The organism is Caballeronia sp. LjRoot34, from assembly GCF_964253815.1.
GTDB lineage: Bacteria > Pseudomonadota > Gammaproteobacteria > Burkholderiales > Burkholderiaceae > Caballeronia.
The window spans coordinates 1,913,840-1,937,836 of record NZ_CAXUSB020000002.1 but is presented as its reverse complement, the minus strand read 5'-3'; the positions used below and the strand labels follow the sequence as shown (position 1 = coordinate 1,937,836).

Genomic DNA, 23,997 nt, shown 5'->3' with positions numbered 1-23,997 from the left:
AGATGGCACTGCAATCACTGGATATCAAACGTCTCTCCGCCACGACGCTGCCTGAACCGCAGGTTCGCGTACCGGTCACGGGGACGGTCGCGAAGCTGATCGATGTATCGAAGTGCATCGGCTGCAAGGCCTGTCAGACGGCTTGCATGGAATGGAATGACTTGCGCGATGAAGTAGGGGATTCAATCGGCGTCTACGACAATCCGCGCGACCTGACCGAACACTCGTGGACGGTCATGCGGTTCTCGGAATACGAGAACACTGAAGGCGATCTCGAGTGGCTGATCCGCAAGGACGGCTGCATGCATTGCGAGGACCCGGGGTGTCTCAAGGCGTGTCCGTCGCCGGGTGCGATCGTGCAATATACGAACGGGATCGTGGATTTTCACGAGGAGAACTGCATTGGGTGCGGCTACTGCGTGACGGGTTGCCCGTTCAACGTGCCGCGAATCTCTAAGCAGGACAATCGCGCGTATAAATGCACGCTCTGTTCAGACCGGGTCGCGGTTGGACAGGAACCGGCTTGCGTGAAGACCTGCCCGACCGGCGCGATCATGTTCGGCACCAAGGAAGACATGAAGCAGCAGGCGGCCGACCGCATTGCGGATCTGAAGGAACGCGGCTTCGAGAATGCCGGGCTGTATGACCCGGCCGGCGTGGGCGGCACGCACGTGATGTACGTGCTTCATCACGCCGATAAAGCCAATCTTTATCACGGCTTGCCGCAGAATCCGAAGATCAGTGCGATGGTTTATCTGTGGAAGGGGCTGGCGAAACCGCTGGCGCTTGCCGGGATTGTGGTCGCCGCGCTGGCGGGATTCTTCCACTACACGCGAGTCGGTCCGAACGAGGTGTCGGAGGCGGAGGAAGCCGAAGCGCAACATGAGGCCGAGGAAGCACGCCGTTCACGGGAGCCATCCGATGAAACACGATAATGACGCTATCCCCCGCGACGTAAGGGGTAATGGGCTGATCGTCCGCTATACGCCGAACGAGCGCACGAACCACTGGATTACCGCCATCACGTTCATCCTGCTGGCGTTGTCGGGGCTGGCCATGTTTCATCCGGCCATGTCGTGGTTGTATGCGCTTTTAGGGGGCGGGCAATGGACGCGCATCCTGCATCCGTTTATTGGCTGCGTGATGTTTCTCTCGTTCCTGATTCTTGCGCTGCGGTTCTGGCATCACAACTATCTGGACAAGAGCGACCTTCAGTGGATGCGTCAGATTGACGACGTGCTTAACAATCGTGAAGAAAAACTGCCCGCCATTGGTAAGTACAATGCAGGACAGAAGCTGCTGTTTTTCACAATGGTCATCTGTCTGCTAGCGTTGCTTGCAAGCGGCATAGTGATCTGGCGACGCTATTTCTCGATCTATTTTCCGATCGAGATCATTCGCCTCGCGGCCGTAGTTCATGCCGCTGCCGCGTTCGTGCTGATCGTCGGAATCGTGGTGCATATTTATGCTGCGCTGTGGATCAAAGGGTCGATCGGCGCCATGACGCGTGGCACCGTGACGTACGGCTGGGCGAAAAAGCATCATCCGCGATGGTTCAAGGAAACGATCGGAAAGTGAGTCCGACGTATGCGGGCCGCCGGCGTTCTTCACCCGAGAAAAACGCGGCGGCCCTTCAGTTTCAAGAGGTCGAAAATCGTGGTCCAACGCATCCTGGAAGCGGGCGAAATAGAGTCGCTCGATCAGTCGGCTATTCCCCGCATCCGCACGCCTGAGCGTGCGAGCGTGTTTCTCGCGCGCGCGGCGCGGCTAAGGCAACTCGCCGAACGCAGCAATCCCATAGCAGGTTATCTGCGCCTGATGGCCGCGCTGGCGGACGCGCAGCAGGAGACTATCGCGAGCTTCAAGGCGAAGCCTCCGAGCGCCGAATTGATTGCAAGCGCGCAAGCGCATTCCATGCCCTTGATTCCCGCGCTCTCGGGCGTGCGTGATCCCGCCTGGCGAGATGTTTTGCTTAGCCTGTTGAATAAACTGCAAGCTGCCGGCCCGCTTACGCCCGCGCTTGAGCAATTGATCGCAAGACTAAGATCGCTCGATTCAGAGTCGCTCGAAGCGCAAGCCGACGCGATCTTCGCGCAACGCTTCGCCGAAGTCGATCCGGCAAGCGCGCCGTTCATATCGGCTGCGCTGCAAGTGGTCTGGACCGATCTCGCCGCAGACATCGACAAGCGCGATGTGCCGTATCTGGAAACGCTTGGACTATGCCCGGTCTGCGGGTCGCATCCCGTGGCGAGCACCGTGCGAGTGGGCGGCGCGTATGACAATTACCGCTTTCTGCAATGCGGTTTGTGCGCGACCGAGTGGCATATGGTCCGCTCGAAATGCTCGAATTGCGATTCGACGAAAGGCATCGCCTATCACGCGCTGGGAAGCCCGGACGCCGATACGCCGACGAAGGAAGCCGAATCGAAGAAGGCCCCGTTGAAGGCTGAATCGTGCGACGAATGCCATACGTATCGCAAGATCGGCTATCAGGACAAGGACTACGATTTCGAACCCTTTGCCGACGATCTGGCCAGCCTGACGCTGGACTTGCTGATGGGCGAGGAGGGGTATCGGCGTGCTTCACCACATCCGTGGCTCTGGCCGGAACAAGTCGACGAAAAAACGGACCAACCCAACAAGTCCAATTAAAAAGGATCGGCTTGTGAGCGATGTAACGAGCGTCGAATTACGGGCGCTGATGGCAGGTGTGCCTTCGGTGGAGCAGGTCATGACGTCGGCGGATTTCCTGGCGCTGACTGAAGCGTTCGGCCGCTCGCAGGTGCTGGCGGGATTGCGCGGCGCTTTGGACAACTGGCGCGTGGCGGCGCAGGCGGGTCAGGCGCTGGTTGCTTCACTCGAGGTGCCGCAACTTGCGCTCTCTGTCGGCCAAGGCCTGCGGGAACGCGCGCGGGCGAAGTTCCGCAGCGTGTTCAACCTGACCGGCACGGTGCTGCATACCAATCTCGGCCGCGCGTTGTTGCCTGACGAGGCCATCAGCGCGGTGGTCAAGGCGCTCACGCAGCCGTCGAACCTTGAATTCGATCTCGACACCGGCAAGCGCGGCGACCGTGACGACCTGATCGATGAAATCATCTGCGAACTGACCGGTGCTGAAGCGGCGACCGTGGTCAACAACAACGCGGCGGCGGTGCTGCTGACGTTGTCTGCGTTGGCTCCAAGGAAAGAAGTGATCGTGTCGCGCGGGGAACTGGTGGAAATCGGCGGTGCGTTCCGTATTCCCGACATCATGAGCCGCGCCGGCGCGAAGCTGCGCGAGGTCGGTACCACGAATCGTACGCATCTGAAGGATTACGACGAAGCGATCGGCCCGCGAACGGCGCTGATGATGAAAGTGCATACGAGCAACTACGCCATTAGCGGCTTCACCAAGGAGGTCAGCGTCGCGGAGCTGGCGCCGCTCTCCCGGGCGCGCGGCGTGCCCGTAGCGGTCGATCTGGGCAGCGGTACGCTGGTCGATCTCACGCAATGGGGCTTGCCGCGTGAAGCCACCGTGCTTGAAACCATTCTCGCGGGCGCGGATCTCGTCACGTTCAGCGGCGACAAGCTGCTTGGCGGCCCGCAAGCGGGCTTGATCGTCGGCCGCCGGGACCTGATTGCGAAGATCAAGAAACATCCGCTCAAGCGGGCGCTGCGCGTGGGCAAACTCACGCTCGCCGCGCTCGAGCCCGTCCTGCAGTTGTATCGCGCGCCGGAAATGCTGGCGGAGCGCTTGACCACCTTGCGCTTGCTCACGCGTCCCGCCGACGTCATGCGCGCCGCGGCCGAACGTCTGCAACCTGTCTTGCAGCGAATGACGGGTGAGCGCTACGAGGTCGCCGTCGAACCGATGTTCAGCCAGATCGGCAGCGGCGCGTTGCCCGTCGACGTGCTGCCGAGCTACGGCCTCGTTGTCAGGATGGCGGATGGCAAACGCGGTGGCCGGCAGTTGCTTGCGCTTGAAAAAGTCCTGCGAGGAATGTCACGACCGGTCATCGGGCGTATAGCCGACGATGCCCTGTGTCTTGATCTGCGTTGCCTCGAAGCGGCCGATGAGGCGGAACTCGTCGCGCAGTTGTCGGGTCGGGGCGGTGCGCAATGATCGTTGGGACGGCAGGACATATCGATCATGGCAAGACCACGCTCGTACGCGCGCTTTCCGGGGTGGACACTGACCGGCTGAAAGAAGAGAAAGCGCGTGGCATTTCGATCGAACTGGGTTATGCGTATGTACCGCTTGATAACGGCGATGTGCTCGGCCTGATCGACGTACCGGGACACGAGAAACTTGTCCACACGATGACGGCGGGGGCGAGCGGTATCGACTACGCGTTGCTCGTGATTGCCGCCGACGATGGCGTGATGCCGCAAACACGTGAGCATCTGGCGATCCTGCAGTTGCTCGGCGTAAAGCAGGGCGCCATTGCGCTGACCAAGATCGATCGTGTTGAAGCGCAGCGCTTGCTTGAGGTGCATGAGGAAATACAGGCATTCCTGAGCGGCGGCACGTTGAAGAATGCACCTGTCTTCGACACCAACGCGACGCTCGTCGATGACCCCGGCGTGGCCGCATTGAACGCGCACTTGCGAGCAGCGGCTGCGGCCTGGCGGCTGCGTCGCGATGACGGGCTGTTCCGGCTGGCCATCGATCGCGTATTCACGCTGACCGGGCAAGGCACGATTGTGACGGGCACGGTGGTCTCGGGACGCGTGAATGCCGGCGACACCATGCTGCTTGCGCCCGAAGGCGAACCCGTGCGCGTGCGCAGCATCCACGCACAGAACCGCGCGGCTACCGCGGGGCGCGCGGGCGAGCGCTGCGCGCTGAATCTCGCAGGCATCGAGAAGGCTGCAATCGATCGCGGCGACTGGATCGTCGACCCGCGTTTGACGCGGGCGTCGGAGCGTATTGATGTCACGCTGAACCTGTTATCCGACGCCGCTGTCACGTTGCAGCATTGGGCGCCGCTGCATGTGCATCTGGGAACGCAGCATCAGGTCGCGCACGTGGCGTTGCTTGATGGCGAGTCGCTGGCTCCGGGGCATACCGCGCGCGTACAACTCGTGTTCGAGCGGCCGATGTGTTCGGTGCCGGGGGACCGGTTTATCGTGAGAAACGCGCAGGCGAACCGGACGATAGGCGGGGGCCATGTGCTCGATCCGTTTGGTCCCGCGCGCAAACGTCGAACGCCTGAGCGGCTGGCCTGGCTCGATGCAATGCAGGCGATGCTCGACACGGGCGCGCTCGACGCATTGCTGGACCGGGCGCCGCATGGTCTTTCGCGCTCGTTGCTGGAGCATCTGACCGGCATGCCGGCAGCGGCGCTGCGACTTCCCGCCGGGACGCATGAGGTCGCTTTATCCGGCGACGACGCCCTGCTGGTCGCGGATGCTGCATGGCGCGCGTTGACGGCTCGCGTGGTTGCTGTGCTGGAGCAATTCCATGCGCGTTCGCCCGATGAACAAGGTCCGGATTCATCGCGCTTACGGAGGATGGTCGCACCGCTGGCAGACGATGCGTTGTGGCGCGCGTTGATCGACGACACTTCTTCGCGCGGCGATATCGTGAAGAGCGGGCCATGGCTGCATCTGCCGGGCCACGCGGTCACGCTGGACGATGCAGAGCAGGCGCTTGCCGGCAAGTTGTTGCCGGCAGTGCAGGCCGGCCGCTTCAATCCGCCGTGGGTCCGCGATCTTGCGGCCGCGCACGGTTTGCCTGAGGAGCGCGTGCGCCAGTTGATGCGCAAGCTTGCGCGTCAGGGCGAAGTGTTCCAGGTCGTACGCGATCTTTTCTATCATCGGGAGGCGATTCGCGAGCTGGCAACCATGGCGGCGCTTGAAGCGAGCAGGAGCGATGGCCAACTCGCGGCCGCGCCTTTCCGCGATATCACGGCGCTAGGCCGCAAACGCGCGATCCAGGTTTTGGAGTTCTTCGATCGGGTTGGGTATACTCGCTTTCACCGTGACCTGCATGTCATGCGCACGGACAGCCGCTGGCTGGATCTGCTCTGACTGATCGACAGCGGTAGGTGGTTAATGTTTTATCGAAGGAAGGCATACGCATCCGGTGGTGCGGCTGGGCTTCAAACCCAGTAGAGGGCGTCAGACGCTCTCTGGTCGGTTCGACTCCTGCTGCCTTCCGCCAGTCAAGGCAATCAGACGCTCTCAATCGACGCTGTAGCGGTAATCATAAAACTTCCGAATGGAAGTTAATCGGTTCAATAAAAGACGGCAAAAAATACATTTTTTTATATCTGGCGCCCGCTCCCATAAGTATGTTGTGGCATTGGTCTCCATGCCATTACTGGTGGGCTCAAGAGCATACGCTGCGAACTGCACCTGGTGTAGTGCCTCTGAATCAAGGGAGCCAATGTGTCTTGCCATTGTCATGCTCTTTGTACCGACGATGGAGCGAGTCACGAGGACGGCGAGACCGATAGAATCGAGCAGCAAACAACGCATCGAGCTTGAGCGAATGGTGAGATCGCAAACCCTCGAGGTAAGAGCAGTGCGACAAGCGATCGTTTCTCTCGCTATGAAACCTGTCCAGCGAAATCCAGCTCGCCGAACATCTCCGCGAGCCAATCGATGAAGATGCGCAAACGCTAACTGAGATGCCGGTCGCGCGGATAAACCACATGGAATGGATACGGCGACCCGGACACCCCTCACGGAATAAACAGGTGTCCGACCACTGCTTGGCAAGGGGTTGCCCCTGCATCTTGCGAGGCGTAGACTTTGAATTGACGTCGGAGATGGCATTCCTCCGTAACCGCCCGCAACGGGCTGATGATGCCTACAGGCCTGGGTATGGCACTGTGGGCGCGCGTCCAACGGCTTCACTTGCCTTAAAACATGCTCCGTCGTTAGCTCGGCGCACGATCCCAGTTCCATCACCGTCCGTCCGGTCTCTTCGCAATCCGATTTGATTGCGCAGGCTGCTCGTCGAAAGGAAGCATGATGGGTCGGCTATCTCTCGACTATCGGCCTACGGGCCTCTCTTAGGACATTCCGCTCGATACGGGCGCAAGGGTGCGCGTTGCCCGGAGTATAGGCCGCGTTGATCTGCGGGGGGGATGTAGTCTTCAAACAAGAAGGGGATACGCGTGGTCTTTCACAGCATCCTGTTCGAAAAGCCGGAAGACGGCCCAAGGCACGACGATACGCCGGAGCCGCCGTTTTTCGGCGACCTCAATCTCGATCAGATCGTCTCGGCGGTCACGCTGGGACGGGACGATTACAACCTGAAACCATTCTTCCATACCGAACTGACGCGCGAGGAAGCGATCACCTACCGGCATGAGGTCATGCAGGATCTCGACAATGCAGCCGTGCTCGACAGCATCAACGCCTTCGCTGCGGGCATGCGCAAGATGCGCCAGCATCTGGCACAGGCGGAGAAGCTTCACTACCGGATGCAAAGTGAGTGGTGGCGCCTCGAAGCGATCGCGGTGTATTGCAAGACACTCGATACTTTTGCCCATGATTTGCCGCTGGCGGCGCCCGGATCGAAAGGTCTGCGAGAGTTCCATCGAACGCTGAGCGGGTATGTTGCATCAGCTCGCTTTCGGTCGCTCATGCATGATGCGGTCCATATCAAGGAGAGTCTGGCGGCGATCCGATATTGCATTCGCGTCAAGGGGAGCTCGGTCACGGTGCTTCACTATGATGCAGAGATCGATCAGAGTGCCGACGTCCTGAGTATCTTCGGAAAGTTCAAGCAAGGCACGGTTAAGGATCACAGCGCAGAGCTGCGCGACTGGCTGGACATGAACCATGTGGAAGCCCGTGTACTGGATTTCGTCGCGCAGTTGCACCCTCAGGTGTTCGTCGAACTCGCTACGTATTGCGCGAACAACGCGGACTATCTCGACGCCACGATCCAGACGTTCGATCGTGAAGTTCAGTTTTATCTGGCGTACCGCGACTACGTCAGCATCTGCAAATCAGCGGGTTTGAGCTTTTGCTATCCACGGATGTCGTCAACCAGCAAAGCGATGCACTGCGACGAGACGTTCGATCTGGCGCTCGCGTACAAGCTCATGATCGAAAAATCACACGTGGTCTGTAACGATTGCCATCTCGATGGCGAAGAACGCCTGATTGTCGTATCGGGTCCCAACAACGGTGGAAAAACGACCTTTGCCCGCACCTTCGGCCAACTGCACTACCTGGCGAAGATAGGTTGTCCGGTACCAGGCCGGAACGCTGCGCTTTTTCTGTGCGACCAGTTGTTTACGCACTTCGAGCGCGAAGAGAATACGAAAGATCTGCGCGGCAAGCTCCAGGACGACCTGATGCGTGTCCATCAAATCCTGGCGCATGCCACGTCACGAAGCGTCATCATCATGAACGAAATATTCAGTTCTACAACGCTGACCGACGCGCTGTTCCTGAGCAAGAAAATCATCGGCGAGATACTGGAACGCGATGCCTTGTGCGTTTGCGTGACCTTTATCGAAGAGCTCGCTCATCTCGACGAACGGGCAGTGAGCATGGTGAGCGAAGTCAAGCCCGAAGACCCGGCTTCCCGCACCTTCCGGGTGAGAAGAAGGCCCGCCGATGGCCGGGCGTATGCAGTGTCGGTCGCAGCGCTTTATGGCCTGACCTATGATCATCTGACGGAGCGGCTCGGACTATGAAGGCCCATCTTTTATACCGGGACCGGGACCTGGATATGTGCCAGGAGGCAGTGTGGAATGAGGCGGCGCTCGTACAGGACCTGGAGTTGAACGCGCTCTATCAGGCCATGGCGCAGGGCGATGCGTTTGTCTGCGACGTGACCAAACGAGTGGTCCCAGCGAGTTCCATCAATCTGGACGAAATTACTTATCGTCAGGCAATCGTTAGCGATTGCATCGTCTTCGAAGCGGTAGTGAGGCAGATATACGCTATCGCGATCGAGGGGATTGAAACGAAGCGAAAGTGCTACTACGGGGTGTTTTCTGGGTCACCCGGTTCGGTGCTGCACGGCGCACGTGACCTGATTCAGCAATTCGTGGGCGTGTTGAAGAAGATACGAGATCTCGCCGACACGCAGGCGGCGCAGTTTCGATCGGAAGGGTTCACTCAATTTTTTTCAATGATCCAGCGGGAGTTAACGGACGAGTATTTCGTGACAATTCAGCGTTGCCTCAAGGAGCTCAGGTTCAACCACGGCGTGCTGATCAGTGCGGGACTGGGCCAGGGCAACAAGGGAATCCACTACGTGCTTCGGAAACCTCACGAGAAGGATCCCAATCTTCTGAGGCGGTTATTCGCAAAACGGCCGCGCTCGTTGACGTTTCACATCGCGGACCGGGATGAGGCCGGCGCCAGAGCAGTGTCGGACCTGGAGGCACGCGGCATCAATCTCGTCGCGAATGCACTTGCCCAGTCAGCGGAACACATACTCAGCTTTTTCACGATGCTGCGCACTGAACTGGCTTTCTACATCGGATGCGTCAATCTGCACCACCAACTGACGCGCCTGCGCCTGGCCGTGTGCGTTCCCGTGCCACGCGAACGCACTGACAGGAGGCTCGCCTTTGATGGGCTGTACGACGCCAGCCTGGCACTGCGCACCGCGCATGCCCCTGTCGGCAACGACGTAACTGGGGATGGCCGCGGCCTCGTTGTCATCACCGGTGCAAATCAAGGCGGCAAGTCGACGTTCTTACGCGGCGTCGGGCAGGCGCAGGTCATGATGCAATGCGGAATGTTCGTAGCGGCGGCATCGTTTTCGGCGAACGTATGCGACGGGATCTTTACGCATTACAAGCGCGAGGAAGACGCGTCGATGAAGAGCGGAAAGCTCGATGAGGAACTCAAGCGGATGAGCGAAATCGTCGATCACATTCGTGAACACTCGCTGCTGCTGTGCAACGAGTCATTCGCGGCAACCAACGAGCGCGAAGGTTCCGAGATCGCACGCCAGATCATCGCGGCGTTGTTGCGAAAGCGCGTAAAAATTGTACTGGTGACGCATCTGTACGCGCTGGCTCACGGGCTGCATGAGCAGAAGGCGCAGAGCATGATGTTCCTGAGAGCGGAGCGCCGTGCGGACGGCGAGCGTACATTCAAGTTGACGGAGGCTGAACCCTTGCAAACCAGCTATGGGGAAGATCTGTACAGGCGAATATTCCTCTCTAAAGACGAATCGGAAGCACATGCTGAGCCCATCTCCGTCAGTCTGTCGAAAGTTGAAGAATCGGACCCGTAAGGACGCGTATCCCACGCGCAGTGGTCAATTACGAGTGTTAAACTCGATTGACGGAGATGGCATTCCTCCGCGAACCGCCGGCCAGGCCGGCTGATGATGCCTACAAGTTCCTGGGTCAGGAAGCTGTAGGCGTGTGTTCGCGCGGTCCTGCTGCCCAGATTTGACATCGCTCGAATCGGGTTCATATGCATATCCCTATAGTTTCACAAGTTCGCGCGTCCACAGTCCGCCGTATCGGATTGCAACGCATTGTCCGACGCCAATCGCGCACGGCCGGTTCGTCCGGATGCAGCCGGCGCGACCTTGGCCACTGTCCGCAAGCGGCGCGCGGGCACGCCTCGCCTCCGTTGCGGCCCAGCACATGGCGCGCTCTGTGTGCAGCGCGAAAGATGCTCCTGCCTATACCGCTGTCCCTACGCATTTCGCTGCGGCGTGCCTGCGCGCAGCGTTGGTTCTTATTTCTCCCTTGAGCCAATCGGAGTTACCCATGAAAGGCAGTCAGCTAACGGTGTTCGCAGCTAACCAGAGCCATCGCAAGAATCATATGACGATGGTCGATTGGATCCTGGACGAAGCGAAGAGGGCCAATATTCATGGTGCTTCTGTGATCGAAGTGACCGAAGCTATCGATGCACATGGCAAATATCATGCAGCGCGTTTCTTCGAACTGGTCGACCAGCCGGTGGCGGTCACTGTGGCGGCCGAGGACGCGAACGTCGATGCGTTGCTCGACCGCCTCAAGCAGGGCGGTGTTCCACTTTTCTATACCCGGTGTCCTATCGAGTACGAAGTGCTTGGTGCAAAGGGAGGCGCGTAATGGGCTTCAATGCTATTCCGACTGGCGAGAAGGTACCCCATGAGGTCAACGCCATCATCGAGATCCCGATGAAGGACTCAGCCACATCAAACGGTCGTGATCTGTCCGCTACGGTGACGAAAACGAACAAATGCTTCACGCGGAGGTTCCGCTGGGCACGTTCAGGCGTGCCCCAAGGATCGCGTCCGCGAACTCGACGAATCCGGCGCCGCCCGGACCGCGGGTGATCCATGCGGGCGGCGTTGGCAGTTGCGGTAGGTAATCAACTACGGTGCTCACTCCGACCGTATGTTTGAAAAAGCTGAACATCGGCGCATCATTAGTTGAGTCGCCGGAATAAGCGACCAACTCAGTTGCGACTTCTGCGCCAATCCCAAATGTCTCAGCAAGCACCCGTAGCGACATCGACAACTTGTCGTAGCCACCAATCCAGCCCAGCACCCAAAGGTTATTGAGGGTTGCATTAGCCCCCGCGTCAATGAGCGCTTCGACGATGCGGTCATCCAAATCGGTCCCGGAACGCCGGTATGCAAGACTGGTCAACCGAAAGGCCTGGTCGTCCGCCTGTCGTGCCTGAGGCACTGCCTTTTCGACAATTCCGGAGATGGTTTGGAGCTGCTTGCGCATGTCTGCAAAACTCTCATGCGCATGCCAGTATTTCCGCTCGACGCTGTGTCCGTTGCCGCTTCGTCTGAGAAAAAGGCCGCCATTCTCTGCAATAACGCCATCGACTGGCCACATCCGCGCCATCTGATCGCACCAACCAGCGGGAGCGGCGGTAACAGGTACCACCCGAATGCCCTGAGCTTGCAACCGTTCGAGAGCCATGTATGTGGTTGCGGCCAGGCGTCCCTTATAGGTCAATGTCTCGTCCATGTCGGTGAGTACGAATTGGACGGTGGAGAATTGATCGCCTGGAGCTAACGACAATTGCTGCATGTTCTTCTTCATAAAATAAGGTTCGTCAGTAAAAAGTGTGGGTGGATGGAGGCTCGGGAAGCTTGCCAAGTGCATGATAGAGCGCGATTTCTGTGGCTCGGAAGGTTCGGAAGCCGTACGCTTTTCTCATAGTGACTTTGGCCTTATTGTTCAGCCCCTCGATAACGCCGCTGGAGAACTGCTTTCTGGCACGGAAGTAGTTGAGGATCAGATCCCGGTGCGAGCGCACGGTCCGGGCAAACTTCTTCATCGGCTCGATGCGTGAGCGCATCACCTGCTTGCACCACTGGTCGAGGAACTTGCCCGCCCAGACAGGAGAGATGTAGTCCCAGAGTTGCTGGAATTCTTCTTTGAGCAGATAGGCACGTACGCTACGTAAGTTGTACTGGAGTAGGTCACGCAGGCGAACGCGTTGTTTGCCAGTAAGGTTCTCGCGTCGCGCAAGCAGGCACCAGCGGGATTTTTTGAGAACAGGCTCATAGCCATCACGCGACATGCGCCTGGCCTCATCGGCTCGCACCTCATCGATCGCTTTGTTCATCTTGGCAACGATGTGGAAACGGTCGAGGATATTCAGGGCGTTCGGGCAATGACGCGCTATCATTTCGAGATAGGGCTTCCACATGTCGGAACACACGAATTCGACCTTCTCGCACAGCGGCTTGCCGATCATCGCAAAGAACTTCGCGAAGCTCTCCTTAGTACGTTCCTGTCCGACCCAGAGCAGTCGCGTGCGGCCGGCCTCGATCTGGTAGACGAGCGTGAGGTACTGGTGCCCTCGGCCATACTGGATCTCGTCAACGCCGAAAGCGCGAATCGTCCCGAGCTCACGATGATTCAGCCCCCAGTCGACTACCCATTCCACGGCATTGAAGACCTTCTCCCAGCTGGTGCGGAAACTCAGCGCGGTTTCTTTCCACGACAGCTTACGAGCCCACTGGGCCAGAAAAAGCATGTATGCCTTGGTCAACGTATGCTTGCCGATAGCCCACGGTACCGTCTCAACCTTTACGCCACACCGACGGCAATCGACACGACGCATCGAATACAGCAGAATGACGGCAAAACCCCAGATTGGGATGAACTCGAAGCGACGTTCTCCGAGCGTATCGTAGCCGCTTGCGCGCTCGTTGCAGCACGAACAAACTGGTTTGGATCCCTTACGTGGGCGCACGTCAATCTCAATGGTCTGCGTCCTGTCGCACAGCCGCGCCCCTTCATAAACGAAACCGGGGAAATGATGACAGGAATTGAGCAAGCGGGTCAAAAGCATGGCTAGCAAGCGAAAAATCGTCGGTAATACCGCCATTGTCACACCCGAATCAAGCGCTCTTGAACGACTCGTTCCCGACCTGCAAAACTGGCCCAAGTCTTGGAGCTTTGAGCAACAGGACATTCCGTTCGGACAGGATCTCGTCAAGATATTCACACCGTATCTCCTGCATCTTCTGGACAGCGGTTACAGCCGAAAAACCCTGCACCAGCATCGGGACTTCATCTGGATGCTCGGTGGTCGTCTCGTTGAAGAGCGGCAGCTTTACCGCGAACTCAGGAGGCTGGACGCCCGCTCAATACTGTTACGGTATATCGACGAGCAAGACGGTGGCCCACTCCTGGATGACCGCTCTGAGCGCGAGCAAGGCCTCTTCGATGCCACCTGCCGAAAGCTATGTTGTTTCCTCAACGCCGCCTGAATCCATCGATTTCACCCACAGATTCCCCCGACGATCCTAAAATAAATGACACCGATTATGAAGGTCGACGCGAGGACCGTTCTTCCCATTTCTGGATTGTTTATTATGACGAAAGCTGAAGGCGAGCTGAACGACTCGCCAAGCCGCCCAATGCCCGCTGTACCTCTGTCAACGAACGCGTTCGACAATCGATCCGGCGACCGGACATGGGCCGGCCTCTGCCTGCCGCTGATCGGACGCCCGCGCATGGTCCATAATCCGCCTTTAAAACACAGCAGCCGCGCGTCCTATAGGGGAGGGGAGAGAATGAAAGCCAGGGCGACCATCATATGCAGTCGGGACGGCAAGGTACTTTTGGTCGCGCGCACGCGGTCACGGTGGTCGTTGCCCGGTGGCACCATAAAGTGTTCCGAGTCGCCGCTGGACGCCGCCCGGCGCGAGCTGGAAGAAGAGACTTCGCTCGTTGGTACAGCGTTCACGTACCTGTTCCAGTTTGGTGGTCTCAGCAAACGACATCTCGTTTTCTTCGTCGATCTTCCTCAGGACGCGTCCCCCGAACCGCGTAACGAAATTTCGAGGTGTAGATGGTTCAGCCCGATAAAAATATCGACGCTCATCACCAGCATACCGACCCGGGAAATCGTCGATCTCTTTTGCACGCACGAGACTCACGGTGAAACGCTGTCAGCGGTCACCGACAAACGGAACGGGCCAACCGCCGCTGATGTCGCCGACACGGCTTCACAACGGGCCTAAAGCCAAGCTATCAAAGGGGTAATTCGTGATCGGCAATATCGAGCTTCTATCTCGCCTCCTCCTGGCGGCTCTACTCGGCAGCGTCATCGGCTTTGAGCGCGAAAGAATGAACTGGGCGGCAGGTTTGCGCACGCACATGCTTGTATGTGTCGGTGCGGCGTTGATGATGCTGGTTTCTGCGTTCGGATTTGCCGATGTGCTGGGAGCGAAGAACGTCGTGCTCGATCCTTCCCGGGTCGCCGCCCAGGTGGTATCGGGCATTGGGTTCCTGGGAGCGGGGTCGATCCTGCTGCGTGGCGAAATCGTGCGCGGGTTGACCACCGCCGCCAGCCTCTGGTCGGTCGCAGGAATCGGTCTGGCGGTCGGTGGCGGCATGTACACCGCAGCCGTCGGCGCGACGGTCATCATCTTTATCATTCTTGCCGGAGTGAAGCCGCTGGAGCGTCGATTCATTGCGGTCAAACAGGAGCGCAACATAACCCTCCTGGTCGAGCGCGGCAGCGTATCACTCGACAGTGTTCACAACGCTCTGGGTAAGGGAAGCGTTCGAGTCAAGCAGTTCATCGTCCAGCAATCTGAAGACGACCCTGAACTCGACCACGTACAGATTGGGCTATCGCGAGCGGCAGCCAGTGAGTTCGAGACGATCCGTACACGGCTGGCAGCAATGTCGGGTGTCCGTGAATGCAGGAATGGCAGTTGAAGGTGGAAGGCCATGACGCGTACATATGAATATGGAGCGCTAATCGGCGAGCTAACGTGAGCGGCAGCGGCATAACAATGTCCGGTGCCCCCAAGCGTTGAGACGGTCGTTTTGCTTGAGCCGAAGTTCACTTGTGGCCGCTCAACCCCAAACCGGGAATGGAGTTGTTGCAGGATGAATCAGCATGGCACCCCGATCACCCCGATCACCGAGGCCAGCGCTTTCAATATTGCTTTTGTTCAACACATTTCCGATACGTGTCGACGCTGACACGCACCGGATTTCGCCGAAGCTGCGATACCTCTCGTTATTGCTCGCGCGGTATCGCTCGCGCTGTACGCCCAATATCGCACTGCACAATCGTGCGTCACCGGACCTATGAACTAGAATGAATAGTGGCAGGGGCCCTTGTCAGTCTGGTAGCGTGTCGTAGCACCGCACAGCGGACCTCTCGCGGCGGGAGGCGCCCATTGCGCCACGGGAGGTGGGTGATGAACGGCTATCAACTGACGTTCTATACCGAGCAGAACCGCAAGCATGGCCACCAGACCGTATGCGAGTGGCTGTTACACGAGGTTCGCCAACTTGGGATCCGCGGTGCGACCGTCATCAGCTGCGCAGAAGGCATCGGCCACGCGGGTGCGCATCACGCGGCGCACATGCTGAAACTCACCGATCAGCCGCTGCAGATCATTCTTGCTGTGACGGAGGACGAGGCCGAGCACATTCTGAATGTCGTGCGTGCCGAAAACGTGCACGTGTTCTATACGCGCTTTCCCATCGAGTTCGGAATCATCGGCGATGATTTACCGCCTAAGCCGTCGAAGCATTTTTCGCTCTACGGCCGCTCGCCTAGATAGTTGGACGCCGACCTTGCACACATCGGCGCGTCACCTATACTCAAGTTTGAATCTGGCGGAGATGGCATTCCTCCCTAACCGCCGCTAGCAGCTTAGCGGCTAATGATGCCTACATGGTCCCCGGGCGCTTCGGGGCCGGTAGGCATTTTTACGCCGGCTCTTCTTGTTTGAGCATCCCGGGCATATTGTTGCCTACAAGAACACAAGAATATGGGATGTATCAGCGAGTCGCCGTGTTGCAGTCGTTCCTGCCTTCGCCACCGCGTCTGGTCGCGTCATTGTCTGGCGATCCGCGCGTGCGTTGAGACGCGTCCACATCGCAGTGCAAGCGAGCCCTTCGTTTCAGCGGAGGGCGCATGAGCACACGCGACATCGCTCTCCAGGTGGCCCAGGTCGTAACCGTCATCGCAGTGTCCCCGCTGCTGCAGGGCGTCATCCTGCAATGGGAAGAGCGTGTGCAACGCGCACGGGGCCCTGGCATCTTCCAACCGTATCGGGATCTGTGGAAGCTCTTCCACAAGCAACTCGTGGTACCCGAAACCGCCTCGTGGATCTACTGGGCTGCGCCCGTCGTGGCGTTCACCTGCATGCTCACGGTACCGATCCTCATCCCGGTGCTCACCGACTTTCCGCTGCCGCTATCCGATATGGGCGACATCCTGGGCGGAGGCCTCATCCTGACGCTCGGGTCGTTTGTTGTTGTACTCGCGGGGCTTGATTCAGGTAGCGCTTATGGCGGCATTGGCTCGAGCCGCTCGGTGATGCTTGGCATCCTCGCGGAGCCGACGCTCATCCTCGTGCTGGTCGGTATTACGCTCCTCGCCAAAGCCATGCTGCCGTTCGTCGTGAACCACCTGCTGGTGGCACAACCCTCCGTGTACTGGAGTCCGGCACACCTTTTTCTCGTGTTCGCCTTCTTTGTTTTGCTGCTCGTGGAAACAGACCGTCTGCCGATCCATTCGAGCACGCACATCGAGGTGTACATGATCGAAGAGGCGCGCATCCTCGAGTATTCGGGTTCACTTCTCGCGCTGCTCAAGTGGGCGTCGATGATGAAGCAGTTCATTCTTTACACCATCTTTTGCAATGTGCTGACGTTGCCGTGGGGACTTTCGCAACGGGGTACGGCCTTAGGTGTACTGGGTGCCGCGATCGGGCTTTTCCTGCGCATGCTGATGATTGCACTCGTCGTGGTGCTGGTCGAGACGGCGCAATCCCGCTTGCGCTTCTTCCGTTATCAGGAGCCGCTTGCTGCATCGTTCATGCTGGCGGTGCTTGCGATCGCCGCCAACCAGCTTAGGTGACCCCCTTAGGTGACACATCATGCTGCTCGCCCATCTGAGTCCGCTTGCCGCATCCCTGTTCAGCCTGCTGGCGATCGGCAGCCTCCTGCTTGCGTTCGTGATGCTGGGTTCGCGCTGGTTGAAAGACTACCTGCTCGCGTTCATGGCCGAGTCGTGGCTGATCGCGGCGCTCTCCGGAGCCGTGGGTTACTACGGCAACTATCACGAGCTGTACCTGATCGCAATCCTGACTGCGTTCTTCCGGGGACTGGTGCTGCCTTATCTGATCTGGCGAATCATCGTTCGGCTGAAAGTCGAGCGCGAGTTGCATGTCATCCTGCAGCCGAGCTCAAGCATCGTGCTCGGCGCGCTTCTGGTGCTCTTTGCTTTTGTCGTATCGAACCATCTGGGCAACGCGCTGGGTTTCGGCGGCACCGTGGTCGTGCTGGCGCTCACGGTGATGCTTTCGATGAAGCTCATTGGCTTCCTGATGCTGGCAGTGCGTCATGAGGCGATCAGCCAGGTGCTTGGCTTGCTGATCCTGGAGAACGGCATTTTCCTCGGCTCGCAAATCCTCGTGCCCGGCATGCCGATGTTGATCGAACTGGTGTTGCTCTTCGATCTGCTCGTCATCGTCGTGAGCTTCGGTGTGTTGGTCCGCTATCTGGTCGAGCACGTCGGCAGCACGAGCAGCCGTGAACTCACGCGGCTGGTGGGGTGACCATGATCGAAACGTGGAGCATCGTGATCGTTGTTTCACCCCTCGTTGCTGCAGTGATTTGCGCCGCGTTCCGGCATGCGCGCGCCGCTGAGTATGCGAACCTGATCGCGTCGTTCGTCTGCGTGCTCGCGGCGTTTTCGCTGGCGTGCAACGTCAAGGACGGGTATCGCTTCCTGCACGACTACGTGGTGGTCGACGCTTTGGCCGTCTGGACGCTGGTCTGCACCGCGCTGGTGTATTGCCTCGCTTCGATCTACGCCGTTGGCTACATGCGCTTGCTCGCCGAGGAACGCGAACGCTTGCCGAACTTCTATGCGCTCTTTGCTCTGTTCGCGGCAACGATGATCTGCGGACCGATCATGAACAATATCGGTGTCTACTGGATCGCGATCGAGCTGACCACGCTCGTCAGCACATTCCTCGTCGGCTTCGAGCGCGGCCGGGAAGCGATCGAAGCGGCATGGAAATACATCATCGTAGTGTCGGCGGGCATCAGCCTTGCGCTGCTCGGGACCGTGCTCCTCTACTGGGCGGGAAGTCTCGTCATTGGCCCGACCTACGACATGACCTGGGACGCGCTGCGCCATGCGGCCCCACAGATGAGTCCTGCTCTCACCCAGATGGCGTTCCTGCTCGTGCTGGTGGGCTATGGCACGAAAGCGGGCCTCGCGCCGATGCATACCTGGCTGCCCGACGCACACAGCGAGGGTCCCGCACCAGTGTCCGCCATGCTCTCCGGTGCGCTTTTGAATACGGCGATGCTGGGCATCGCGCGGTTCCTGACCATCACGGATGCCGAGAGTTCCTCGCTGCTGCCGCGCACGGTGCTGGTCGCGTTCGGCGCGTTTTCGCTGTTCGTCGCCGCGCTCTTCATCGTGAAGCAGCAGGGCATCAAGCGGCTGATGGCCTATTCCAGCGTCGAGCACATGGGCGTGCTGGCGCTCGGATTCGGATTCGGCGGCCCGCTGGCGATCGCCGCAGTGCTGTATCACATGCTCAACCATTCACTGAACAAGTCGCTCATGTTCTTTGGCGCCGGCAACGTCATGCGCGTATTCGGCACCAAGGACATGGGCGAAATACGCAATGTGTGGACCCGTTTTCCGGTCACGGGCGCGCTGTGGCTGGCCGGTGCCGTGGCGATTACGGGTGCACCACCGTTCGGCCTGTTCCTGAGCGAACTGACATTGATGCGCGCTGGCATGGCGAGCTCGAACGCCTGGGCCGTGATCGTGATGTTGCTGCTGCTGATTGTTATCTTCATCGGCTTTCTCAACCACTTCCGAGCCATGTACTTTGAAACCCGGCCAACGGCAGACACGGGCGGGACGAATAGCACGGTGAGCGTGAGCGCCTGGATGACGGTTCCGATGTGGCTCGCCCTGGTGCCGGTGTTGATCCTCGGCATGTGGTGGCCGCAAGACCTGTGGCGCTTCTTCGAACGGGTTGCCGCTGATCTGGGAGGAGCTGCGCGATGAACAACTGCACGCTCAAGACCGTAACGCCTGCCGAACTCAACGCGGCCGCCGCCGATCTTCTTGATCATGGAGGGCGCATGCAGGTTGCGTATGCGTGGTTTCCGAGACCGGATCGGCCGGAACTGCGTTATATCGCAACCGTGCCCGGCCGGCGGGAGTTCATGGGCTGGCGCGTCGATGCCGGCGAAGCACCGGTCCAGAGTCTTGCCAATAAGTTTCCGCTGCTCGGCTGGCACGAGCGCGAGATCATGGAAATGAGTGGTGTTGCGTTTGCCGGCCACCCGGAGCCGGAGCGCCTGGTAACCACGTTTTTGCCGCTGACAGCGCGTGGGCCGCTCGAACCGGCAGATACGTCGCGTGCAAGCGTAGCGGGCGCGCTTGCAGCATCGACGCTGCCGCAGATGTCCGGCAAGCACGTCCAGCGATTGCCGTTCGGTCCCGTGCGAGCGGATGTCGTCGAGTCCGCCCAGTTCATTTTCTACTACGTCGGCGAAGGCATTCTTCACTATCACCCGAACCTGTTCCTCAAGCACCGCGGGATGGAGAAACAATTCGAGGGGATCGACATTGAACGAGGCGTTCTGCTGGCCGAGCGTGTGTCGGGCGTGGACACTGTCGCGCATGCGCTTGCTTATGCGCAGGCCGTCGAGGACGCCTCGGGGTGCATCCCGCCGCCGCGCGCACGGTGGCTTCGTGTCATCGCGGCGGAACTCGAGCGTACCTACAACCACTTGCACTACCTCGGCCACTTGTGCCATACGACGACGCTGAAGGTTGGCGAGGCCCAGGGCAAGCTGCTGGAGGAGCGGGCGAAGCAAATGAATGCGCTTGCATCGGGTAGCCGACTATTGCGCAGCATTGTCTGGCCGGGTGGCGTACGCCGCGATCTCGATCTGGTTGCGATTTCCCAGGGCGTCGCGACGCTCCGAGGCGAACTGGACCGGTACGTCGATCTCATCGAGCGGACCACCAGTCATCTCGACCGTCTTATTTCCACCGCGCCGCTCAGTCAGCAGCTCGCCTTTGATCAAGGCGCTACCGGGCCGATCGAGCGGGCGTCAGGCATCGATCGTGATCTCAGGCGGGATCATCCGTATGCCGCGTACGGTGAACTGCCGCCCGCTGTCGCGACCCGTAGCGAGGGCGATGCGTATGCACGGATGAAGGTGCGTATCGCGGAACTCCGGGCGAGTCTGGGACTGCTCGACGACGCCATCATGCGCGGCGTTCCTGCGGGACCGCTGCTTGAGCCTTGTCGTCGCGTGCCGAACGCGGAGGGGCTCGGGTGGGCGGAATCGTCGCGTGGGAGCGTACTCTACGCGCTGCACTTCGACGACCGGTCACGCATTGCGCGCGCGAAGATCAAGTCGCCTTCGTTTTCGAACTGGCGGGTTTTTCCCTTCACCGTGCATGACAGCAACATGATGGACTATGCGATCAACGAGGCAAGTTTCGGTTTGACCATTTCGGGTTGTGCACGATAGGACGGAGCGGTTATGTCTCTATGGACCTGGTTCGGCTTGACCAGCGGCAGCGCCAGTACCGGCTGGCCGCTCAAGGGTGACGCGCACGGCCAGCAAGGCGTGCTTGGCATGCCGCGGTATGACGCGGCCAAATGCCAGGAGGGGTGCGACGCATGCGTGCAGGCGTGCGTGACGCATGCCATCACGTTTTCGCCGGAGCTTGGTGAGAATGCGCGTCCAGAGGTGGACTGGGGCCGCTGCATTGTCTGCCAGCTCTGTACTGAAGCGTGTCCGACAGGCGCTTTTACACCGTCTGAAGATTGGGCGCTCGGTGTGAGGCAGCGCGACGACCTGGTGTGGGCCGAGGCGCTCGCGTCCGATGCAGCCAGGGATCAAGCCAGGGATCTCTCCGAGCGAACGCGCCGACCGTTTCGGCGTAGCCTCCATATCCGCCACGTCGACGCAGGATCGTGCAATGGCTGCGAATCGGAATTGCAGGCGTTGAACAATCCGTTCTACAACCTGCATCGGCTCGGCATCTTTTTCACGGCGTCCCCGCGCTCGGCCGATGTCCTGCTCGTCACCGGCCCCGTGACGCACGCGATGCGCGCGCCGCTGCTGCAGACCTATGAGGCGATGCCGGACCCGAAGTGGGTCATCGCAACGGGCACGTGCGCGGTGTCGGGTGGTGTCACGGGCGGCAATTACGCGTGCGGCAACGGGCTTGATGGCGTCTTGCCGGTCGACATCTATCTGCCGGGTTGCCCGCCGAACCCGGCTGCGATCATTCACGCGCTGCTGTTGCTCCTCGGCCGTGCCGAGCAACGGATGCGAGGAGGACAGCTTGAGCGCTGATCTGATTCTGGCCGCGAGCACACTGTGGTTTGCCGCCGCCATCCTTTCGCCGCTGCGCCCGGTTCGCGTGTTGGTCAGATATTCGCTGACCGCCGGTTGCGTACTGGGAGTCGTTGCGTGTCTGCTCGCTTTGCCTACTGCGACGCCGCGCGTCGAATTTCCGTTCGCGCTCGCGTCGCAGCGAATCGCGTTCAAGCTTGAGCCGTCAGCGCTATGGCTATTGGGCTTTGGTCTGGTACCGGCCACCTTCGCCTGCTGGCTGGGCTCGCCGCTCTCGGGTCGCACAGGGACGTGGTGGATGGGTGCATCGCTGAGCTTGTTGGGTGCGTTGGGCGTGTTCGGCCTGCAAGACGGCATCTCGATGCTCGTCGCCTGGGAGGTGATGAGCCTGGGCGGAGCGGTGATGCTCGCAGGCGAGCGCGCACGCGACACCAATGGCAACTCCGTGCTGCTCATGCTTGCGCTGCTCGAGGTTGGGGCGATCGCGCTCGTCCTCGCGATCCTGCTGCTGGACCACGCGGCGGGCGGCATCAGCTTCGACGCGTTCAGTGCTCATGCTCCCCACGCGTCAGCGCTTCTGTCGTGGGTGGCCGGCGTCGCGCTGCTTGTCGGCTTCGGCGCGAAGCTCGGCCTCATCCCCTTCTATGAGTGGTTTCCGCGTGCGTACTCGAGCGGCAGTGGTGCGACCGGCGTGCTGTTTTCCGGTGTCGTCTTGAACGTTGCCTATTTTGCGCTGAGCCGTGGCTGGAATAGCTGGCTGGGCGTCGTGAGCGATAGCGGCACCGCATTCGGATTGGGTGTCGTCGCGATTGCAATCGGCGTGGTCAGCGCGGTGCTGGCGATTTTGTTCGCGTTCCAGCAGGACGACTGGAGAGCGTTGCTTAGCTACTCGTCGGCGGAGAACGCGTCGGTCGCGGTGGCGATGCTCGGCGTGACGCAACTCTTTCGCAGTGACCAACTGGGCGACCTCGCGGGACTCGCTTGGACCGTCGCGCTGCTTCACCTCGCCGGCCACTCGCTCGCCAAAGGTGCGCTCTTTCTGGTCGCCGACGGCATCCAGGCGTCGACCGGCACCTACGATATCGTGCCGCGCGGGTGGCTCAAAAATAGCGGTTTCATGCTAGGGCTCGGCGCGGCCTTTGCCGTGATGAGCCTCGCCTCGGTTCCACCGCAAGCGGGATTCGTCAGTGAATGGTATGTCTTCCAAACGGTGTTTCAAGGCTTTCATCTCTCGGCCTTCACAGGACGCCTCGTGCTCGTACTGGCTGGAGCGGGCCTCGCACTCGCGGCAGCGGTGGCGCTTGCTACGTTCGTGAAGCTGTTCGGGTTGGGGCTCCTGGGCATGCCGGATGTCGACTACGCGCGGCCGGTGCCGCGACGGAATGCGGCAGTCGTCGGGACGCTGGGACTATGCGTGCTCGCAGTGGCCGTCGGTGCACCGCTCTGGCTCAACGCGCTGGCGAGCGGTGCCCAGACGCTGTTCCAAGTCAACAGTCCCCAGGCAATGGTCGCCGGATGGCTGCTGGTACCGTTGACCGACAAGTTCGCTTTTATCTCGCCGTCGAAGCTCATCATTGTGATGCCGTTGCTGGCGCTTCTGCCGCTCGCACTCCTGAGGCTCACGAAAACGCGCCCGGTGCGGCGCACGGCGGTCTGGTTCGGTGGCATGACCCCGGATGGTCGCGAGGCGATGACCACGCCGCTGACATTCTCGAACGCGATGCGCACGTTCTATAGCTTCGTATATCAACCGACGATGAGCACCGAGCGCGAACACGAACAGCGCGAGTACTTTATCAAGCGGCTGGTTTTCTCCGAGGGCGTGACCGATCTGTTCGAGCGGCATCTGTTCGCGCCTGCGACGCGGATCGTGACGTGGTCCGCCGAGAAGTTGCGTGCATTGCAGTCCGGTAACCTGAATTTCTATCTCGCACTGATCGGCGGATTGCTTGTCGCGATACTGGCCTTGACGCTGGTATAGATCGCCTGCGAAGGGCAGGGTGCGTCCCCTTGCAGAATACTGGCGAACGCGCTGTTGTGACCGTATGTCATGCGCCTCTTGGCGCACGCCGTTGTTGCGTTGCGCAAATTTAATCCGTAAAATCCGTGTTTCTGGAGATGGCATTCCTCCAAACAACCGCCGATCCTTCGGCTGATGATGCCTACGAGTTCCTGGGTGCAGGAGGTCGTAGGTCGTCCGTGCGACGCCCTGTCGCCCAGGTTTGAT

General features: G+C 59.8%; 20 protein-coding genes, 1 tRNA gene and 4 riboswitches. Of the genes, 19 read left to right on the top strand and 2 right to left on the bottom strand.

The features are described from left to right. Positions 1-2 precede the first annotated feature (2 nt). From fdxH to ACSQ36_RS28240, 9 genes are all read left to right on the top strand, one after another. Entirely contained in the window at positions 3-935 is a 933-nt protein-coding gene (fdxH, locus tag ACSQ36_RS28280) for a formate dehydrogenase subunit beta (protein ID WP_436184514.1), read from the top strand. Next, positions 922-1,578, top strand: coding sequence for a formate dehydrogenase subunit gamma (locus ACSQ36_RS28275; protein ID WP_213765695.1), 657 nt, complete (start codon positions 922-924; stop codon positions 1,576-1,578). Before fdxH ends, ACSQ36_RS28275 begins: the two co-directional genes overlap by 14 nt. Positions 1,579-1,656: 78 nt before the next feature. Further along, on the top strand, positions 1,657-2,652 hold the full coding sequence (fdhE, locus tag ACSQ36_RS28270) for a formate dehydrogenase accessory protein FdhE (protein ID WP_436184513.1): 996 nt from the start codon (positions 1,657-1,659) through the stop codon (positions 2,650-2,652). A 13-nt stretch (positions 2,653-2,665) separates the two neighbouring features. Next, positions 2,666-4,102: an L-seryl-tRNA(Sec) selenium transferase gene (selA, locus tag ACSQ36_RS28265; protein ID WP_436184512.1), complete on the top strand. Its 1,437-nt coding sequence runs from the start codon at positions 2,666-2,668 to the stop codon at positions 4,100-4,102. Next, complete coding sequence (selB, locus tag ACSQ36_RS28260; protein ID WP_436184511.1) at positions 4,099-6,012, top strand: selenocysteine-specific translation elongation factor; 1,914 nt, start codon at positions 4,099-4,101, stop codon at positions 6,010-6,012. The genes selA and selB overlap by 4 nt, the downstream gene beginning before the upstream one ends. Positions 6,013-6,049: 37 nt before the next feature. Beyond that, positions 6,050-6,145, top strand: a tRNA-Sec gene (locus ACSQ36_RS28255). 597 nt (positions 6,146-6,742) lie between these two features. Then, a riboswitch (Fluoride riboswitch) is annotated at positions 6,743-6,806 on the top strand. 300 nt (positions 6,807-7,106) lie between these two features. Then, complete coding sequence (locus ACSQ36_RS28250; protein ID WP_436184510.1) at positions 7,107-8,642, top strand: MutS-related protein; 1,536 nt, start codon at positions 7,107-7,109, stop codon at positions 8,640-8,642. Continuing rightward, positions 8,639-10,201: a MutS-related protein gene (locus ACSQ36_RS28245; protein ID WP_436184509.1), complete on the top strand. Its 1,563-nt coding sequence runs from the start codon at positions 8,639-8,641 to the stop codon at positions 10,199-10,201. The genes ACSQ36_RS28250 and ACSQ36_RS28245 overlap by 4 nt, the downstream gene beginning before the upstream one ends. A 43-nt stretch (positions 10,202-10,244) precedes the next feature. After that, positions 10,245-10,311, top strand: a riboswitch (Fluoride riboswitch). 377 nt (positions 10,312-10,688) lie between these two features. After that, complete coding sequence (locus tag ACSQ36_RS28240) at positions 10,689-11,018, top strand: DUF190 domain-containing protein (RefSeq protein ID WP_436184508.1); 330 nt, start codon at positions 10,689-10,691, stop codon at positions 11,016-11,018. Between the two features lie 135 nt (positions 11,019-11,153). Here ACSQ36_RS28240 and ACSQ36_RS28235 read toward each other — a convergent pair whose 3' ends face one another. Together ACSQ36_RS28235 and ACSQ36_RS28230 are read right to left on the bottom strand one after the other, a co-directional pair. Continuing rightward, positions 11,154-11,957 (bottom strand): HAD-IIB family hydrolase, encoded by an 804-nt coding sequence (locus tag ACSQ36_RS28235; protein ID WP_213765702.1) that lies wholly within the window; start codon positions 11,955-11,957, stop codon positions 11,154-11,156. Between the two features lie 25 nt (positions 11,958-11,982). Next, positions 11,983-13,230, bottom strand: a complete 1,248-nt coding sequence (locus tag ACSQ36_RS28230; protein WP_436181453.1) for an ISL3 family transposase — start codon at positions 13,228-13,230, stop codon at positions 11,983-11,985. On the opposite strand from ACSQ36_RS28230, the gene ACSQ36_RS28225 reads away from it, so the two are divergent. The 10 genes from ACSQ36_RS28225 (at position 13,229) to ACSQ36_RS28180 (ending at position 23,751) form a co-directional block, all read left to right on the top strand. Then, complete coding sequence (locus ACSQ36_RS28225) at positions 13,229-13,651, top strand: hypothetical protein (RefSeq protein WP_436181452.1); 423 nt, start codon at positions 13,229-13,231, stop codon at positions 13,649-13,651. The genes ACSQ36_RS28230 and ACSQ36_RS28225 overlap by 2 nt on opposite strands. 306 nt (positions 13,652-13,957) lie before the next feature. After that, the gene (locus ACSQ36_RS28220) at positions 13,958-14,407 is read left to right on the top strand and encodes an NUDIX hydrolase (protein ID WP_436184967.1); all 450 of its coding nucleotides are present in this window, start codon (positions 13,958-13,960) and stop codon (positions 14,405-14,407) included. 25 nt (positions 14,408-14,432) lie between these two features. Further along, the gene (locus tag ACSQ36_RS28215; protein WP_213765703.1) at positions 14,433-15,110 is read left to right on the top strand and encodes an MgtC/SapB family protein; all 678 of its coding nucleotides are present in this window, start codon (positions 14,433-14,435) and stop codon (positions 15,108-15,110) included. A gap of 491 nt (positions 15,111-15,601) precedes the next feature. Next, the gene (locus ACSQ36_RS28210) at positions 15,602-15,970 is read left to right on the top strand and encodes a DUF190 domain-containing protein (RefSeq protein WP_213765704.1); all 369 of its coding nucleotides are present in this window, start codon (positions 15,602-15,604) and stop codon (positions 15,968-15,970) included. Positions 15,971-16,018: 48 nt separating this feature from the next. Continuing rightward, positions 16,019-16,089: riboswitch (Fluoride riboswitch) on the top strand. A gap of 237 nt (positions 16,090-16,326) precedes the next feature. Beyond that, entirely contained in the window at positions 16,327-17,274 is a 948-nt protein-coding gene (locus ACSQ36_RS28205) for a respiratory chain complex I subunit 1 family protein (RefSeq protein ID WP_213765705.1), read from the top strand. A gap of 19 nt (positions 17,275-17,293) precedes the next feature. Beyond that, positions 17,294-17,974 carry a hydrogenase gene (locus ACSQ36_RS28200; protein ID WP_213765706.1) on the top strand — a complete coding sequence of 227 codons (681 nt, stop codon included), beginning with the start codon at positions 17,294-17,296 and terminating at the stop codon, positions 17,972-17,974. Between the two features lie 2 nt (positions 17,975-17,976). Further along, on the top strand, positions 17,977-19,452 hold the full coding sequence (locus ACSQ36_RS28195) for a hydrogenase 4 subunit F (protein ID WP_436184507.1): 1,476 nt from the start codon (positions 17,977-17,979) through the stop codon (positions 19,450-19,452). Then, positions 19,449-20,936, top strand: coding sequence for an NADH-quinone oxidoreductase subunit C (locus ACSQ36_RS28190; RefSeq protein ID WP_436184506.1), 1,488 nt, complete (start codon positions 19,449-19,451; stop codon positions 20,934-20,936). Before ACSQ36_RS28195 ends, ACSQ36_RS28190 begins: the two co-directional genes overlap by 4 nt. 12 nt (positions 20,937-20,948) lie before the next feature. Continuing rightward, positions 20,949-21,770 (top strand): NADH-quinone oxidoreductase subunit NuoB, encoded by an 822-nt coding sequence (nuoB, locus tag ACSQ36_RS28185; RefSeq protein WP_436184505.1) that lies wholly within the window; start codon positions 20,949-20,951, stop codon positions 21,768-21,770. Then, positions 21,760-23,751, top strand: coding sequence for a proton-conducting transporter transmembrane domain-containing protein (locus ACSQ36_RS28180; RefSeq protein ID WP_436184504.1), 1,992 nt, complete (start codon positions 21,760-21,762; stop codon positions 23,749-23,751). Before nuoB ends, ACSQ36_RS28180 begins: the two co-directional genes overlap by 11 nt. A 124-nt stretch (positions 23,752-23,875) precedes the next feature. Continuing rightward, positions 23,876-23,942, top strand: a riboswitch (Fluoride riboswitch). Positions 23,943-23,997: the final 55 nt, after the last annotated feature.